The organism is Pseudomonas sp. Nvir, assembly GCF_963778085.1.
Taxonomy (GTDB): Bacteria; Pseudomonadota; Gammaproteobacteria; order Pseudomonadales; family Pseudomonadaceae; genus Aquipseudomonas; species Aquipseudomonas juntendi.
In genome coordinates this window covers 3,871,332-3,887,150 of the sequence record NZ_OY970405.1, presented here as the reverse complement: position 1 = coordinate 3,887,150, position 15,819 = coordinate 3,871,332, and the positions used below count along the sequence as shown (strand labels likewise).

The 15,819-nt window shown below is 63.5% G+C and carries 9 protein-coding genes and 1 pseudogene; 3 read left to right on the top strand and 7 right to left on the bottom strand.

The genetic code is table 11. The features are described from left to right. Entirely contained in the window at nt 1-1,560 is a 1,560-nt protein-coding gene (gene glgA / locus AACG97_RS18815) for a glycogen synthase GlgA (RefSeq protein ID WP_029886653.1), read from the bottom strand. A 558-nt stretch (nt 1,561-2,118) separates the two neighbouring features. After that, entirely contained in the window at nt 2,119-5,046 is a 2,928-nt protein-coding gene (locus tag AACG97_RS18810; RefSeq protein WP_115294431.1) for an aminotransferase, read from the bottom strand. A 315-nt stretch (nt 5,047-5,361) separates the two neighbouring features. On the opposite strand from AACG97_RS18810, the gene AACG97_RS18805 reads away from it, so the two are divergent. The 3 genes and pseudogenes from AACG97_RS18805 (at nt 5,362) to AACG97_RS28105 (ending at nt 8,290) form a co-directional block, all read left to right on the top strand. Continuing rightward, nucleotides 5,362-7,143 carry a sensor domain-containing diguanylate cyclase gene (locus tag AACG97_RS18805; protein WP_115294430.1) on the top strand — a complete coding sequence of 594 codons (1,782 nt, stop codon included), beginning with the start codon at nt 5,362-5,364 and terminating at the stop codon, nt 7,141-7,143. Nucleotides 7,144-7,180: 37 nt separating this feature from the next. After that, a pseudogene (locus tag AACG97_RS28110) lies at nt 7,181-7,756 on the top strand (PAS domain-containing protein); the annotation flags it as partial. A 30-nt stretch (nt 7,757-7,786) separates the two neighbouring features. Further along, nucleotides 7,787-8,290, top strand: coding sequence for a methyl-accepting chemotaxis protein (locus AACG97_RS28105; RefSeq protein WP_225786112.1), 504 nt, complete (start codon nt 7,787-7,789; stop codon nt 8,288-8,290). A gap of 63 nt (nt 8,291-8,353) precedes the next feature. Here the strand turns inward: AACG97_RS28105 and AACG97_RS18795 are convergent, their stop codons facing one another. The 5 genes from AACG97_RS18795 to AACG97_RS18775 are packed head-to-tail and all read right to left on the bottom strand — an operon-like array spanning nt 8,354 to nt 15,720. Further along, the gene (locus AACG97_RS18795; RefSeq protein WP_115294428.1) at nt 8,354-9,961 is read right to left on the bottom strand and encodes an ABC transporter ATP-binding protein; all 1,608 of its coding nucleotides are present in this window, start codon (nt 9,959-9,961) and stop codon (nt 8,354-8,356) included. A 1-nt stretch (nt 9,962) separates the two neighbouring features. Next, nucleotides 9,963-10,982: an ABC transporter permease gene (locus AACG97_RS18790; RefSeq protein WP_029886648.1), complete on the bottom strand. Its 1,020-nt coding sequence runs from the start codon at nt 10,980-10,982 to the stop codon at nt 9,963-9,965. Between the two features lies 1 nt (nt 10,983). Further along, nucleotides 10,984-12,057 carry a microcin C ABC transporter permease YejB gene (locus AACG97_RS18785; protein WP_009686399.1) on the bottom strand — a complete coding sequence of 358 codons (1,074 nt, stop codon included), beginning with the start codon at nt 12,055-12,057 and terminating at the stop codon, nt 10,984-10,986. Between the two features lies 1 nt (nt 12,058). Next, nucleotides 12,059-13,894 carry an extracellular solute-binding protein gene (locus AACG97_RS18780; protein WP_047149855.1) on the bottom strand — a complete coding sequence of 612 codons (1,836 nt, stop codon included), beginning with the start codon at nt 13,892-13,894 and terminating at the stop codon, nt 12,059-12,061. Then, complete coding sequence (locus AACG97_RS18775; RefSeq protein ID WP_218567472.1) at nt 13,891-15,720, bottom strand: extracellular solute-binding protein; 1,830 nt, start codon at nt 15,718-15,720, stop codon at nt 13,891-13,893. The genes AACG97_RS18780 and AACG97_RS18775 overlap by 4 nt, the downstream gene beginning before the upstream one ends. Nucleotides 15,721-15,819: the final 99 nt, after the last annotated feature.

Sequence of the window (15,819 nt, the reverse complement as noted above, 5' to 3'; positions counted from 1 at the left end):
TCAGTAGTGGCTCAGTTGTGCTTGCTTGACCAGGTCTTCGTACAGCCGGGCGTAGGGTTCCACTGCCTGGCACCAGTTGAACGGTTGGGTCATCGACAGGCAGCGCATGGCGTTGAGCAGGTCCTTCTTGCCATAAACGTAGAAGGCGCGGCCAAGCGCTTCGCGGTAGCTGTCGACGGTCGACTCGTTGAACAGGAAGCCCGTGACCCCGCACTCGATGGTGTCGGCCAGGCCGCCGGTATTGCGCGCCACTGGCAGCGAGCCAAAGCGCTGGGCATACATCTGGCTGAGCCCGCAGGGCTCGTAGCGCGAGGGCATCAGCAGGAAATCACTGCCGGCGAACATGCGCCGGGCGTCGGTTTCGTTGAAGCCGATGCGTACCCCGATACGGCCTGGGTGGCGCAGCGCCAGTTCGCGCATGGCCTGTTCTTCCTCAGGCTCGCCACGGCCGATGATCGCGATCTGCCCGCCTTGTTCGACGATGTAGTCGGCCACGGCCAAGGTCAAATCCAGGCCTTTCTGGTAAACCAGGCGCGAAACCACTGCGAACAGTGGGCCTTCGGAGTCGTCCAGGCCGAACAGTTGGCGTACTTCGTGGGTATTGCGTGCCTTGCCTTCCCAGTCATTGATGCTGAAGTTGTGCTGCAGGTGCTTGTCGGTGGCCGAGTCCCAGCTTTCGTCGATACCGTTGGGGATGCCGCCAAGCAGGCCTTGCTGGGCTTTGCTGGCGAGGAAACCATCCAGGCCGCAGCCGAATTCCGGGGTGGTGATTTCCCGGGCATAGGTGGCGCTGACCGTGGTGATGTGGCTGGAATAGGCAAGGCCCGCCTTGAGGAACGACAGCTTGCCGTAGAACTCCATGCCTTCCTGCTGCATGGCGTGTTCCGGGATGGCCAGTTCGGGGCTGCACCCACGGCTGTACACACCTTGGTAGGCCAGGTTGTGGATGGTGAACAGGGTTGGCGTGTTGAGGCCGCGCCAGTGCATGTAGGCTGGCGCCAGGCCGGCCGGCCAGTCATGCGCATGCACCACTTCGGGCTTCCAGTGGATCATGCCTTCGCCGGCTGCGATTTCCGCCGCGGCCAGGCCCAGGCGAGCGAAACGGATGTGGTTGTCTGGCCAGTCGCGACCGTTGTTGGCGCCATAGGGGGTGCCGTCGCGCTGGTACAGTTCGGGGCAGATGAGCACATAGATGACCAGGCCGTCGGGCATGTCCATGCGGCCGATCTTGCATGGCGGCAGGGCTGCGTGGCCGCCCAGTTCGCCGACGATATGGATCGGGTTGTCGCTTTCGACCACCTGCGGGTAGCCCGGGATCAATACCCGAACATCGTGCAAGTGCGCCAGGGCGCGCGGCAGGGCTGCAGACACGTCACCCAGGCCGCCTGTCTTGACCAGGTCGGCGATTTCCGAGGTCACGAACAGAATCTTGCGCTTGTTGGGGTTGTGCTGGCGCTGGGCGCCGGGTGCCTTGGCTGTCGTGGCGAAATCTGGGGTGAGCGGTTCGCGCTTCTCGGTGGTGAACGTGTTTACGTGTGGCTCGACAGCGGCACTGATCATACTTCTCTCCGTCCCTATGCTTGCCGGGTGCTGGCACCCGTGGCGTTGTTTCGTACTGGTTCTCTCTGCTTGCTGAATACGTACTGCTTTCCATGCCCCAAGGTCGTGCGCGCAGGCACCGCGCTCTCGGCGTTCCGGCCGAAGGCGTTTGAGCGGGTAGGGGTGGTGGCCGAAGCTGGGAGATCCCGTTGCGTTTGGCCTACTTAGTTCCTGACCTGCCCGCGTTCCGTAAAGTTCGACTTATTTTCGTCACTCTTCCATTGAGCAAATCGCGGGCCGAAAACCGAGTGTAGGAGAGAAAAGGCAGAAAAGGTGACCCACTGGTCACATTTGAGAGCATGCGGGCTAGACGCAAACGTTGGCGTTTGTGAGTGGATGTGAACAAGCATGAAGCGGGGTGGGTAATTGCGTGCTGATGCCGCGCCTTTTTGTGGCGCGATGGAGGGCATGCGCCATGTTGGTGCGCTTGTGCTCGCCCGAAAAAGGGCCGTGGGTGGGCGCGGGGTTTATCCGCGAAGCGCCGCTCGCGCGGCGCTCGATCTGGCAGAAGGTGAGCCGCTACAGCCCTTCACCCAGCACCCGGTCGATGCTGTCGACGAAGTAATCCACGCTGGCCCGGCTGGTGCACATTGGCGGCTTGATCTTGAGAATGTTCAGGTGATCCCCTGTGGGTTGCATGAAGATGCCCAATTCCCGCAGCCTGTCGCAGAGCAGCTGGGTTTCCTGCGTCGCGGGCTCCAGTGTTTCGCGGTCACGCACCAGTTCCAGGCCCAGGTAGAAGCCCGAGCCATGCGCGGCGCCGGCCAGCGGGTGCTTGTCGACCAGCGCCTGCAAGCGCGCCTTGAAATAGCGCCCGGTGTCGCGGGCGTTGTCCCACAGGCCTTCTTCCTGCATCACGTCCAGTACTGCCATGCCAATGCGGCAACTGACCGGGCTGCCACCGGCAGAGGAGAAGAAATAACCCTCGGCCTCCAGTGCTTCGGCAATGTCGCGGCGGGTAATGACCACCCCCAGCGGCTGGCCGTTACCCATGCCCTTGGCCATGGTGATGATGTCGGGCACCACGCCTTGCTGCTCGAAGCCCCAGAAGTATTCACCCAGGCGGCCGTAACCGACCTGGACCTCGTCGGCGATGCACACGCCGCCCCTGGCCCGGACCTTGGCATAGGCCTCGCGCAGGTACCCCGCTGGCAGCGCGATGCCACCGGCATTGCCGTACACCGGTTCGCAGATGATGCCGGCCAGCTGTCGGCCACGGGCATCGAGGTCGGCCAGCTTGGTGTCGACATCGCGCAGGTAGTCTGCTGCGCTGTCGGCGCCACGGTAGCGGCCGCGGAAGGTATTCGGCGCCTCGACCGGGTGCACCCAGTCCGGGCGGGTGTGCAACGCCTGCGGGTTGTCGGCGATCGACGTGGAGATGGCATCGGTGGCCACCGACCAGCCGTGGTAGGCCTCCAGCACGCTGAGCAGGTCGCGCCCGCCGCTGTAGGCCCAGGCCAGCCGTATCGCCAGGTCGTTGGCTTCGGTACCGCTGTTGACCATGAATACCCGGTCGAAGCCTTCGGGTACCAGCTTCAGCAAACGCTCGGAGAACTCGGTGACGGCTGCGTAGTGAAAGCGCGAGTTGGTATTGAGCAACGACCACTGCCGCGCCGACTCGGCGACCATGCGCGGGTGGCCATGGCCCAGTACCGCAACGTTGTTGAGCATGTCGAGGTAAGCGCGGCCTTGCATGTCGAACAGGTAGTTGCGCCAGCCACGTTCGATGTGGGGTGGCTGCGCGTAGTAGTGTTTCTGCGAGCGCGCGAAGCTGGCGTCGCGACGCGCCAACAGGGCCTGTGGGTCAGGCAGTGGCTCGGCATCGCAGTCCAGGCCCAGCAGCGGCGCGGGGGAAGGGCACAGGGCCAGCCAGGCATCGGCATGGGAAGGGGTGGCGAAGAACGGTGGCTGGGTGTCGGTGCCTAGGTACACTTGCACGCGAAGCACGCCGCAACTACGGCCCAGCGCCTGGCCCTGGGCCACGGCCTGGCCATCGACTGGCGCATCCTGCAGCCCCTGTAGCCACAGGGCCCAGTGCGCAGTACGCAGACAACCGCCAGCATCGCCATGGCGCTGCCAGGTGCCGGCCGCCGGTGCCTGGAGCAGGCTTGCGTGCGGCACATGCAGTTCAACGCCGAGGGCGCAAGTGGCCGGTTCTGCGGCGCGGTCGATATGGGTTTGCGACAGGCGATACTGCCCGTACAGGGTGCAGGCCGGGGCAGGTTGCCGGGTGAGCAGGTGCTGGTCGAAGCCAGGTTGCTCCCAGTTGCCCGCCTCATAGTGCGCACTGAGCACGCCGAGGTCGAGCCGGTGCACCGTCTGCCCTTGCAGTTCGGGAAGCAGCGGCGCGCAGCCGCTCATGTCTGGCGTGGCGACCGGCAACCCCGCAGCCCGCAGGATCGCTGCCTGCATCAAGGCGAAGGGCACGGCGGTGGCGGTGTCGAAAATTTCCCACTCATGGGCGACATTGTCGCGGGTGTACTGGTTGCCTGGGTCCACCGCCAACTGCTGTGCGCTGCTCAGCACCAGTACTGCGGCGCGGTTCAGCACCAGTGGCCACAAGGCCCGTAGCTCTGCCTCCGTGAGTGGGTTGTGGGCCTGGTAGGCGCGGATCGCCGGGAGGATCCGCAGCGGGTCGCCTTCGGCGTGGTGCAGCAGCGCCGCACAGGTTACCGACAGGTCGGCGATGCGCCAGGTACGTAGCAGGTCGCCGAAGTCGATCAGCCCTCGCAATTGCCATTGGCGCTGGTCGTCGCGCGCCCACACGGTGTTGTCGTCGGTGATGTCCAGGTGCACGGCTTGGCTTGGCAGGCTGCCGATCAGGGGTGCCAGGTGGTGGGCAGCGACCGCGGTAGCCTGTGTGATGCGGCGGCGCTGGTCGGCATCGTGCAGCACAGGGAGCAGGTGCTCTATCAGCGTTTGCGCATGCTTGGGGTCCCATTGCAGGGTGCGCTCGAGGCCAGGGTGGTCGAAACCGGCCAAGGCCCGATCAAGCTTTGCGCAAAGCCCGCCCAGTTCGGCCATCAGTTGCGCCGGGAGGTGAGGAAGGCGCGTCAGCGGTTGCCCCTCGATGTATTCCAGCAGGCGTACCCGCAATGGCTGGTCTGCGACGTCCAGGGCCAGCAAGGCTTCGCCACTGAGTGCCGGGCGCACGCCTGGCACGGGCAGGCCATGCTCGCACAGGTAGGCGAGGGCCGCATGCTGGGCCTCCAGTTCGACCTGGGCGTAGCTGCCATGGCATGCCTTGAGCACGAAGCTGCCTTGCGGCGCGACCACACGCAGGTTCAGGTCCTGCTGGCTGCCCAAGGCCGACAACTCACCGGTGAGGCCGTAGTGGGCCTGCAGCAGGCCTTGCGCCTGGGGGGCGCTGAGCACAGGGCCTGGCAAGCTGGAACGCTGGACCAGCGCGTGGAGGGCAGGGGAGGCAGTTTGGGGGTGACTGGACATGGGCTCTACCGTTGAGGCGGGTGGACGAAGCGACTTTATGCCCTACCTGGCTGATGACTAAAGACGATCGTCATCAGATTTTCTGATGACTGGTGCAGTGGCTGTTACACACTGAAACGGTACGTGTGTGCCCGTGAAACCGGGGGTTGGTGAACTTCCTTCGTGGGCCGATCTCTTACTAGGCAGGTGATGTTGCATCACCGTCTGTCGAAATTTAATGCGAAAAGTTGTACAAAAATTTCTCTCTGTACAAGTATTGATGTAGCGTAGTGCTATTACTCTATGCTTGGGTCCGCGTGGGACAGGTGAGATGCCATGAAAGTTGCCCCCGTTCCGCCCAATGAACCCGACCGTTTGGCGAAGATCGCCGAATGGTGCGTGCTGCATCAGCCGCAGAGCAGCGAACTGACTGCGCTGGTCGAGATGGCCCGCCGCTACTTTTCCATGCCGATCTGCCTGGTTTCGATCGTAGGGGAGTGCGAGCAATGGTTCATGGCCAAGGGCGGGCTGGCCGCTGATGCCACCCCCCGGGATGTTTCATTCTGTGCCCACACCATTCTCCAGGCACAGCCACTGGAAGTGCTGGACGCTGCCCTGGACCCGCGCTTTGCCGACAACCCCCTGGTCACGGGTGAGCCTGGCATCCGCTATTACTGCGGGGCCCCGCTGCTGGTAGACAGCCAGGTGGCCATCGGCAGCTTCTGCATCATCGATACTGCACCACGGCCCGCCCTGGATGAGGCGCAACGGTCGATGCTGACGTCCTTCAGCGAAATGGCCATGCACATCATCGCCGGCATGCGCCGCAACAATTTTCACGACCAGGCCACCGGCCTGTTCAACCGCCTGAAGCTCGAATGTGATGTGGTGGCGGGCCTGGACCGGGGTAAGTCGCTGACCCTGTTGGCGGTGGACATCATGGCCGCCGAGGCCCTCAGCGATATCATCCGCGGCCTGGGTTACAACTTTGCCCACGACCTGACGCTGCAGGCCAAGGCGCGCATCGCCAGCCAGCTGGATAACGGATTGTCGTTGTACAAGATCAGCCCGACCCGCTTCGGTGTGCTGCTGGAAGACGCAGCCGACGTACAGCCTTTGTGCGAGCGGATTGTCGACGCCCTGCAGGCGCCTGCGCAATGCCACCAGATTCCGGTGTTGCTGGACGCCGGTATCGGCATCGCCCCCATCACGCAGCAGTGCGAAGACCGTGAGGGCATGGAGTGGATGCGCCGGGCAGTCGCGGCAGCGGATACCGCGCGGCGCAGGCCTGGCCGGCATGGGTGGTACGAGCCGGACGTGGACGCTGCGCAACGCCGTGCGTTCCTGTTGCTGGCCTCGTTGGCCCAGGCGCTGCAGAGCGACGATGAACTGAGCCTGCACCTGCAACCGCGGATTGAGCTGCCTTCGGGCCGATGCGGTTCTGCCGAAGCCTTGCTGCGCTGGCGCCACCCGCTACTGGGCGATGTCGCCCCGGCGGAGTTCATCCCTTTGGCTGAAAAAACGGCGCTCATGGCCAGCCTCAGCCTTTGGGTGATGCGCGCAGCCTTGCGGGTGCTGGCCTGTACCCGGGACCTGGATTTCAGTCTCAGCTTCAACGTCACCGCGCGCGATCTGGAAAGCGCAGGGTTCATGGATGCGCTGCTGCACAGCTTGCAGGCCCAGGCCATCGAGCCGCAGCGGGTACAGCTCGAATTCACCGAGAGTGTCTTGATTGAACAGCCCGAAGAAGTGCTGCAGCAACTGCTGCGTGCGCACCAGGCAGGCATCGCCATTGCCATCGATGACTTCGGCACGGGCTACAGCAACTGGGTTTACCTGACGCAAATCCCCGCCAGCATCGTCAAGCTCGACAGGTCGCTGGTGCACCGTGCCGCCTCGGGCACGCGTGAAGCATTGTTGGTGCAGTCGGTGGTAGGGCTGGCCAACGAACTCGGTTATCAAGTGGCCGCCGAAGGGATCGAAACCGCCGAACAGTTGGTCCAGGCCTGCGCCTGGGGCTGTGTTGAAGCGCAGGGCTATTTCATCGCCAGACCGATGCCTGCAGCCGTTTTCAAGGAGTGGTTTCACGACACTCAACAGAAAGTGTCTGTTGTCTGACTTCCCATCATGATGCATAACATCGCAGGTCTTATTGATGTTTAATCGCCACCTTAAAACTGCCTTGGCAGCGCAACAGGCCGAGCTCGTACAACTGCGTCAGCGGCTGGCCGAACTCGAGCAGGGTGCCATGCTGCGCCTGGACGGGCAGAACCGTATCGCGGAGTGCACCTCGGGTTTTGCCCAGGCACTCGGCGCCGCGCCGGGCGATGTCGTGGGCATGCCCCTGCAACAGTGGCTGGCCGCGCCTGGGCTGGAAAGCCAGGCGTTGCTCGAGGCCTTGCTGCGTTCCACGGCGATGATCCAGTTTGGCCTGGACGGCAGGGTGCAAGCTGCCAACCCGATGTTTCTCGCCGCCATGGGCTACCGCCTGGAGCAACTGATCGGCCAGCACCATCGAATTTTCTGTGATGCCAAGGAAACCGCCAGTGCCGAGTACACGGCGTTCTGGCGCACGCTCAATGCTGGCCGGTACGTGACCGGGCGATTCCGGCGTATTGACAGCCAAGGGCGCGAGATCTGGCTGGAGGCCAGCTACAACCCGGTCCATGATGCCAGTGGCAAGCTGGTGAAAGTGGTCAAGTTCGCCACGGTGGTGACCGCCCAGGTCGAGCGTGAACAGGCGGTAAGGCAGGCGGCCAACATGGCGCTGGATATTTCCCGGCGCACGGACGCCAGTGCCAGCGATGGTGTCACGGTGATCCAGGGCATGCAGCAGGCCATGCAGAACGTGGCGAGCCAATTACACTGCGCCGGCGATACCATTGCTGCCCTGGGCCAGCAGTCGACGGTCATCAGTACGATCGTGCAGACCATTGGGGCCATTGCGTCGCAGACCAACCTGCTGGCCCTGAATGCCGCGATCGAAGCTGCGCGCGCCGGCGACCAGGGGCGGGGCTTCGCCGTGGTGGCCGATGAAGTGCGCAAGCTGGCGGGGCGCACCAGCACCGCCACGGCCGAGATCGATGCGGTGGTCGCGCACAATCATCTGCTGGCCAACCAGGCGGTCAGCGAGGTCGAGCGCAGCCGCCAGGAAGCGGCCAATGCGGTGGATTTCGTTACCCAGGCGAGTACGGCCATAGGCGGTATTCAGGCCGGTGCCAGGCAAGTGGTGGCGGCCGTTGGCCGGGTGAGCGAAGACCTGTAGCCAGGCAGCGGGCAACGCGCCGCCCAGGCTCGCATCACCCCAGCAAACTGCCCGGGCGCGGCTTCACGAAGGCTCCACCTCCAGAAACGCCGCCTCCAGTAGCTGCCGGGTATACGGATGTTGCGGTGCATGGAAGATTGCCTGCGCATCCCCCTGTTCAACCACCTGCCCATGCTTGATCACCATCAACTGATGGCTCAGTGCCCTGACCACCGCCAGGTCATGGCTGATGAACAGGTAAGTGAGGTTGTATTTTTGCTGCAGATTACGCAGCAACTCGACCACCTGGCGCTGCACCGTGCGGTCCAGTGCCGAGGTCGGCTCATCCAGCAGAATCAGCGCCGGCTTGAGCACCAGCGCCCGGGCGATGGCAATGCGCTGGCGCTGCCCACCCGAAAACTCATGCGGGTAGCGGTGCCGGGTGCCCGGGTCGAGCCCTACCTCCTCCAGCGCCGCAATGATGGCCGCTTCCTGCTCCTGGGCATTGCCGATACCGTGAATGCGCAAGCCTTCCCCAACGATGTCTGCCACGCACATGCGCGGGCTGAGGCTGCCGAAGGGGTCCTGGAACACCACCTGCATCCCGCGCCGTAACGGGCGCACGGCTTTCTGGTTCATCCCCTGCAGGTCTTGCCCGTGGAAGCGGATACCCCCCTGGCTGGCAATCAGCCGCAGGATCGCCAGGCCCAATGTCGACTTGCCCGACCCGGACTCCCCGACGATGCCCAGCGTTTGCCCCTGCGGCAAACTGAAGTTGACCCCGTTCACCGCCTTGACATGGTCGACAGTACGCCGCAGCAGGCCCTTCTTGATCGGGAACCAGACCTTCAGCTCATCGACTTGCAGCAGCGGCGCGCCTACCGGGTTATGCGCCGGCAGCCCGCTGGGCTCGGCATTGATCAGCATCTGCGTGTAGGGGTGTTGCGGCGCGCTGAACAGGGCCGCGCAGTCCGCCTGCTCGACAATCTGCCCGCGCTGCATCACGCACACGCGGTGGGCAATGCGCCGCACCAGGTTCAGGTCATGGCTGATCAGCAGCAGCGCCATGCCCAGGCGTGCCTGCAGTTCCTTGAGCAGGTCGAGAATTTTCAGCTGCACGGTCACATCCAGCGCCGTGGTCGGTTCGTCGGCAATCAGCAGTTCCGGCTCGTTGGCCAGGGCCATGGCGATCATCACCCGCTGGCGTTGCCCGCCGGACAGCTCGTGGGGCAGGGCCTTGAGGCGTTTGCGCGGCTCCGGGATGCCGACCATTTCCAGCAGCTCCAGGGTGCGCGCAGTGGCTTGCTTGCCGGTCAGGCCCTTGTGCAGCAGAAGGATTTCATTGATCTGCTTTTCGATGCAGTGCAGCGGGTTCAGCGACGTCATCGGCTCCTGGAAGATCATCGCAATGCGGTTGCCGCGAATGCGCTGCAGGGTTTTTTCGTTCTGCTGCAGCAAGTCCTTGCCTTCATGGCGGATGCTGCCGCGGGGGTGCTGGGCCAAGGGGTAGGGCAGCAGGCGCAGGATCGAGTGCGCAGTCACCGACTTGCCCGAGCCGCTTTCACCGACCAGCGCCAGCGTCTCGCCTTTGCGGATGTCGAAACTGATGCCATCCACCACCCGGTTGACCTGGTCGCCGGTTACAAACTCGACGACCAGGTCGCGCACTTCGATCAGGTTCTGTTCACTCATGTCACTTCCTCGGGTCGAAGGCGTCGCGGGCGGATTCGCCGATGAATACCAGCAGGCTCAGCATCAGCGCCAGTACCGCGAAGGCGCTGATGCCCAGCCAGGGTGCCTGCAGGTTGGACTTGCCCTGGGCCACCAGCTCGCCCAGCGAGGGCGAACCGGCGGGCAGGCCGAAGCCGAGGAAGTCCAGGGCCGTGAGGGTACCGATGGCGCCGGTGAGAATGAACGGCATGAAGGTCATGGTCGAGATCATGGCGTTGGGCAGGATGTGCCGGTACATGATTGCGCCGTTGCGCATGCCCAGGGCTCGGGCGGCACGCACGTACTCCAGGTTGCGGCCGCGCAGGAACTCGGCGCGCACCACGTCGACCAGGCTCATCCAGGAAAACAGCAGCATGATGCCCAGCAGCCACCAGAAGTTCGGCTGCACGAAACTGGCAAGAATGATCAGCAGGTACAGCACCGGCAGCCCCGACCAGATTTCCAGAAAGCGTTGCCCGGCCAGGTCGACCCAACCGCCATAAAACCCCTGCAAGGCCCCCGCGAGGACGCCGATGATGGAGCTGGCCACGGTCAGGGTCAGGGCGAACAGCACCGATATGCGGAAGCCGTAGATTACCCGCGCCAGCACGTCGCGGCCTTGGTCGTCGGTGCCTAGCCAGTTGTCCGCCGAGGGCGGTGCCGGGGCCGGAACACGCAGGTCGTAGTTGATGCTCTGGTAGCTGAACGGGATCGGCGCCCACAGCACGAAGCTGTCTTTCTTGGCCAGCAGCTCGCGGATGTAGGGGCTCTTGTAGTTGGCTTCCAGCGGGAACTCGCCGCCGAACGTGGTTTCCGGGTAGCGCTTGAAGGCGGGGAAGTACCACTGGCCGTCGTAGCGCACTGCAATCGGTTTGTCGTTGGCGATCAGTTCGGCACCCAGGCTGAGGCCGAACAGGATCAGGAACAACCACAGCGACCACCAGCCACGGCGGTTGGCCTTGAAGCGCTCGAAGCGCCGTCGGTTGAGGGGGGACAAGGCCATGTCAGTGCTCCCGGCTGGCAAAGTCGATGCGTGGATCGACCAGGGTGTAGGTCAGGTCGCCGATCAGTTTCACCACCAGCCCCAGCAGGGTGAAGATGAACAGGGTGCCGAAGACCACCGGGTAGTCGCGGTTGATGGCCGCCTCGAAGCTCATCAGGCCCAGGCCGTCGAGGCTGAAGATCACCTCGATCAGCAGGGAGCCGGTGAAGAAGATACCGATGAACGCCGAAGGGAAGCCGGCAATCACCAGCAGCATGGCGTTGCGGAACACATGGCCATACAGCACCCGTGGCCGGCTCAGGCCTTTGGCCTTGGCGGTCACCACGTATTGTTTGTTGATTTCGTCGAGGAAGCTGTTCTTGGTCAGCAGGGTCATGGTTGCGAAGTTGCCGATGACCAGCGCGGTGATTGGCAGCACCAGGTGCCAGAAGTAGTCCAGCACCTTGCCGGTGGTGCTCAGCTCATCGAAGTTGTTGGAGGTGAGGCCGCGCAGCGGGAACCAGTCGAAGTAGCTGCCGCCGGCGAACAGCACGATCAGCAGAATGGCGAACAGGAAGGCGGGGATCGCATAGCCGACGATGATCGCCGAACTGGTCCACACGTCGAAGTGGCTGCCATGGCGTACCGCCTTGGCGATGCCCAGCGGGATCGACACCAGGTACATGATCAGGGTGCTCCACAGCCCCAGCGAGATCGACACCGGCATCTTTTCGATGATCAGGTCGATGACCTTGGCATCGCGGAAGAAGCTGTCGCCGAAATCCAGTCGGGCGTAGTTCTTGATCATGATCCACAGGCGTTCGGGCGGCGATTTGTCGAACCCGTACATGCGCTCGATTTCGGCGATCAGCGCCGGGTCCAGGCCTTGGGCGCCACGGTAGTTGGAGCCCGCCACGGACACCTCGGCACCGCCACCGGCAATGCGGCTGGTGGCACCCTCGAAGCCTTCGAGCTTGGCGATCATCTGTTCGACCGGGCCACCGGGGGCAGCCTGGACGATGATGAAGTTGATGATGAGGATGCCGAACAGGGTCGGGATGATCAGCAGCAGGCGGCGCAGGATGTAGGCCAGCATCTCAGTTGGCCTCGTCCGCAGGGGCTGCGCTGACGGCCGGGCTTACCCCGGGCTTGATCCACCAGGTGTCGATGCCGATGTCGTACTTGGGCGACACCTTCGGGTGCCCGATGTGGTTCCAGTAGGCGACCCGCCAGGTCTTGATGTGCCAGTTGGGGATCACGTAATAGCCCCACAGCAATACCCGGTCGAGGGCGCGGCAATGGTCGATCAGGCTTTGGCGCGAGTCGGCATTGATCAGCTGGTCGACCAGCTGGTCGATGGCCGGGTCGCGCAGGCCGATGAAGTTGCGGCTGCCGGGGTTGTCGGCGGCGGCACTGGACCAGAATTCGCGCTGCTCGTTGCCGGGCGAGTTGGACTGCGGATAGCCGCCGACGATCATGTCGAAATCGCGTGAGCGCAGGCGGGTGATGTACTGCGAAACATCGACCCGGCGGATGTTCAGCTCGATACCCAGGTCAGCCAGGTTGCGCTTGAACGGCAGCAGGATGCGTTCGAACTCGGTCTGCGCCAGCAGGAACTCGATGCTTACCGGTTTGCCCTGGGCATCGACCATCTTGTCGTCGACGATTTTCCAGCCGGCCTCCTGCAGCAGCTTGTAGGCCTGGCGCTGCTGCTCGCGGATCATGCCGCTGCCGTCGCTGACCGGGTTGTGGAAGGCCTCGGTGAACACCTGGTCGGGTACTTTGCCGCGCAGCGGCTCGAGGATCTTCAGTTCGCTGGCGCTGGGCAAGCCACGGGCGGCCATTTCCGAGTTTTCGAAGTAACTGCCGGTACGGGTGTAGGCACCGTTGAACAGTTGCTTGTTGGTCCATTCATAGTCCAGCAGCAGGCTCAAGGCGTGGCGTACGCGCACATCCTGGAATACCGGCCGGCGGATGTTGAAAATGAAGCCCTGCATGCCAGTGGGGTTGCCGTTGGGCAGCTCTTCCTTGATCAGCCTGCCTTCGCGCACGGCGGGCACGTCGTAGGCGGTGGCCCAGTTTTTCGCGCTGACTTCCAGGCCATAGTCGAACGCGCCGGCCTTGAGTGCTTGCAGGGCTACGGTGGTGTCACGGTAGGCGTCGAAGGTCATGACATCGAAGTTGTAGAACCCACGGTTGATCGGCAGGTCCTTGGCCCAGTAGTCCTTGACCCGCTCGTAGCGTACCGAGCGCCCGGCCTTGACCTCGGCCACCTTGTACGGGCCGCTGCCCAGCGGAATTTCCAGGTTGCCGCGGTTGAAGTCGCGGTTCTCGTACCAGTGCTTGGGCAACACGGGCAACTGCCCGAGGATCAGCGGCAGTTCACGGTTGTTCCGGTGCTTGAACTTGAACAGCACTTTCAACGGGTCTTCGGCGACCACCTCGGCGACGTCGGCATAGTACTGACGATACAGCGGCGCACCATCCTTGATCAGGGCGTTGAAGGTAAACACCACGTCGTCGGCACGCATGGGGTGGCCATCGTGGAAACGTGCTTCGGGGCGCAGGTAGAAGCGCACCCAGCTGTTGTCCGGGGCTTTCTCGATCTTGCCGGCGACCAGGCCATATTCGGTGAAGGGTTCGTCCTGGCTCTGGCGCATCAGGGTGTCGTAGATGATGCTGATGTTTTCGGCCGGCACGCCCTTGTTGATGAACGGGTTGAGGCTGTCGAACCCGCCGAAACTGGACTGGCGGAAGGTGCCACCCTTGGGCGCCTCGGGGTTCACGTAGTCGAAGTGCTTGAAGTCGGCAGGGTATTTGGGCGGCTCGTCGTACAGGGTGAGCGCATGTTGCGGTGCGGCCAGGGCGGGAAGGCTCAGGCAGGCGAGCAACAGGCTGCCAGCCAGCCGGCGCAGGCGGTGCGTTGGCATCATTGGGCTTTCTCCGAAGTCTTTATCCACCAGCTGTTCAGCCCAAGGGTATAGGGCGGTGTGGTGACGAAGGCGAACCGGTTGCGGTAGGCCAGGCGATGGTTGTCCAGGTACCAGTTGGGGATCATGTAGTACTGCCATGAGAGGACGCGGTCCAGGGCGCGGGCGGCAGCCACCTGGTCGTCGCGGGTGCGTGCGGCCAACAGGGTGTCGAGCAGGTGGTCGACCACCGGGTCCTTGACCCCTGCATAGTTCTTGCTGCCCTTGGTGCCGGCCTGGCTCGAATGGAAGTACAACCACTGCTCCAGGCCGGGGCTCAGGGTCTGATTGAGGGTCATCAGAATCATGTCGAAATCGAACTGGTCCAGGCGTTGTTTGTACTGGGCACGGTCCACGGTGCGCAAGCGCGCATCGATACCGATGCTGGACAGATTTTCGACATAAGGTTGCAGGATGCGTTCAAGGTTGGGGTTTACCAGCAACAGCTCCATGCGCAACTGCTGGCCTTTGCTGTCGACCAGGCGCTGGCCGTTCAGCTTCCACCCCGCCTCGGCGAGCAGGGCCAGTGCCTGGCGCAAGGTTTCGCGGCTGACGCCACGGCCGGCGGTGTGGCTGACCTGGTACGGTTCGCTGAACAGTTTGGCGGGTAACTGGTCACGGAATGGGGCCAGCAGCAGCCATTCCTTGCCGGTGGGCACACCACTGGCGGCGAAATCACTGTTGGGGTAGTAGCTGGTCGAGCGCCGGTAGGCGTTGCTGAACAGGGCGCGGTTGGTCCACTCGAAGTCGAGCATCAGCCCCAGTGCCTGGCGTACCCGCGGGTCGCTGAAGGTCGCCCGGCGGCTGTTCATGAACAGGCCCTGGGTTTGCGTGGGGATGCGGTGCGGGATCTGCGCCTTGATCACCTCGCCACGGCGCACGGCCGGGAAGTTGTAGCCGTTGGCCCAGTTCTTCGCCTGGTGTTCGATATAGATGTCGAATTCACCGGCCTTGAACGCTTCGAAGGCCACGGTGGCATCACGGTAGAATTCGTACTCCACGCGATCGAAGTTGTACTTGCCTCGGTTGACGGCGAGGTCCTTGCCCCAGTAACGCTTGACGCGCTCGAACACCAGCCGGCGCCCCGGCTGCACCTCGGTGATGCGGTACGGGCCACTGCCCAATGGCGGCTCGAAGGTAGTGGCCTTGAAGTCACGGTGCTGCCAGTAGTGCTTGGGCAGCACTGGCATCTCGCCCAGGCGCAGGATGAGCAGTGGGTTGCCAGCGCGCTTGAACACGAAGCGGATGCGCAGCGGGCCGAGGATATCGACCCGCTGCACCTCCTGCAGGTTGGTGCGGTAGATCGGGTGGCCGTCCTTGAGCAACGTGCGGTAGGAGAAGGCCACGTCTGCCGAGGTGATCGGCTTGCCGTCATGCCAGCGGGCTTCCGGGCGCAGGTTGAACACCACCCAGCTACGGTCCTCGCTGTACTCCACCGAGCGGGCAATCAGGCCGTAGCTGGAGGTGGGCTCGTCGCCGGACGGGTCGTATTGGCCGGTACCGACCATCAGCGGCTCGTTGAGCTCGCTGATACCGTACTGCTGGAAGTTGGGCGTGGTAACCGGGCTCGACCCCTTGAAGGTATAGGGGTTGAGGGTGTCGAAGGTGCCAAAGGCCATTGCCCGCAACGTGCCGCCTTTGGGCGCTTGCGGGTTGACCCAGTCGAAGTGGGTGAACGTGGCTGGGTACTTGAGCGTGCCGAACTGCGCGTATCCGTGGCTTTCGCTCACCATCGCGACTGCGGGAAAGCTCAAGGCCAGGCTGATTGACAGCAGGAGGGGACGTATCAAGTCGGCATCCGATCCAGAGACGTTGGGCTTTTGTCGGCGTACAGTAACAGCTTGGGGGGGTGGGAAAAAGAGAGCGGCAAGCTTCAAGCTTCAAGAAAA

Coding starts and splice junctions, on each gene's coding strand:
- glgA (WP_029886653.1), bottom strand. CDS start 1,560: ATGATCAGTGCCGCTGTCGAGCCACACGTAAACACGTTCACCACCGAG.
- AACG97_RS18810 (WP_115294431.1), bottom strand. CDS start 5,046: ATGTCCAGTCACCCCCAAACTGCCTCCCCTGCCCTCCACGCGCTGGTC.
- AACG97_RS18805 (WP_115294430.1), top strand. CDS start 5,362: ATGAAAGTTGCCCCCGTTCCGCCCAATGAACCCGACCGTTTGGCGAAG.
- AACG97_RS28105 (WP_225786112.1), top strand. CDS start 7,787: ATGGCGCTGGATATTTCCCGGCGCACGGACGCCAGTGCCAGCGATGGT.
- AACG97_RS18795 (WP_115294428.1), bottom strand. CDS start 9,961: ATGAGTGAACAGAACCTGATCGAAGTGCGCGACCTGGTCGTCGAGTTT.
- AACG97_RS18790 (WP_029886648.1), bottom strand. CDS start 10,982: ATGGCCTTGTCCCCCCTCAACCGACGGCGCTTCGAGCGCTTCAAGGCC.
- AACG97_RS18785 (WP_009686399.1), bottom strand. CDS start 12,057: ATGCTGGCCTACATCCTGCGCCGCCTGCTGCTGATCATCCCGACCCTG.
- AACG97_RS18780 (WP_047149855.1), bottom strand. CDS start 13,894: ATGATGCCAACGCACCGCCTGCGCCGGCTGGCTGGCAGCCTGTTGCTC.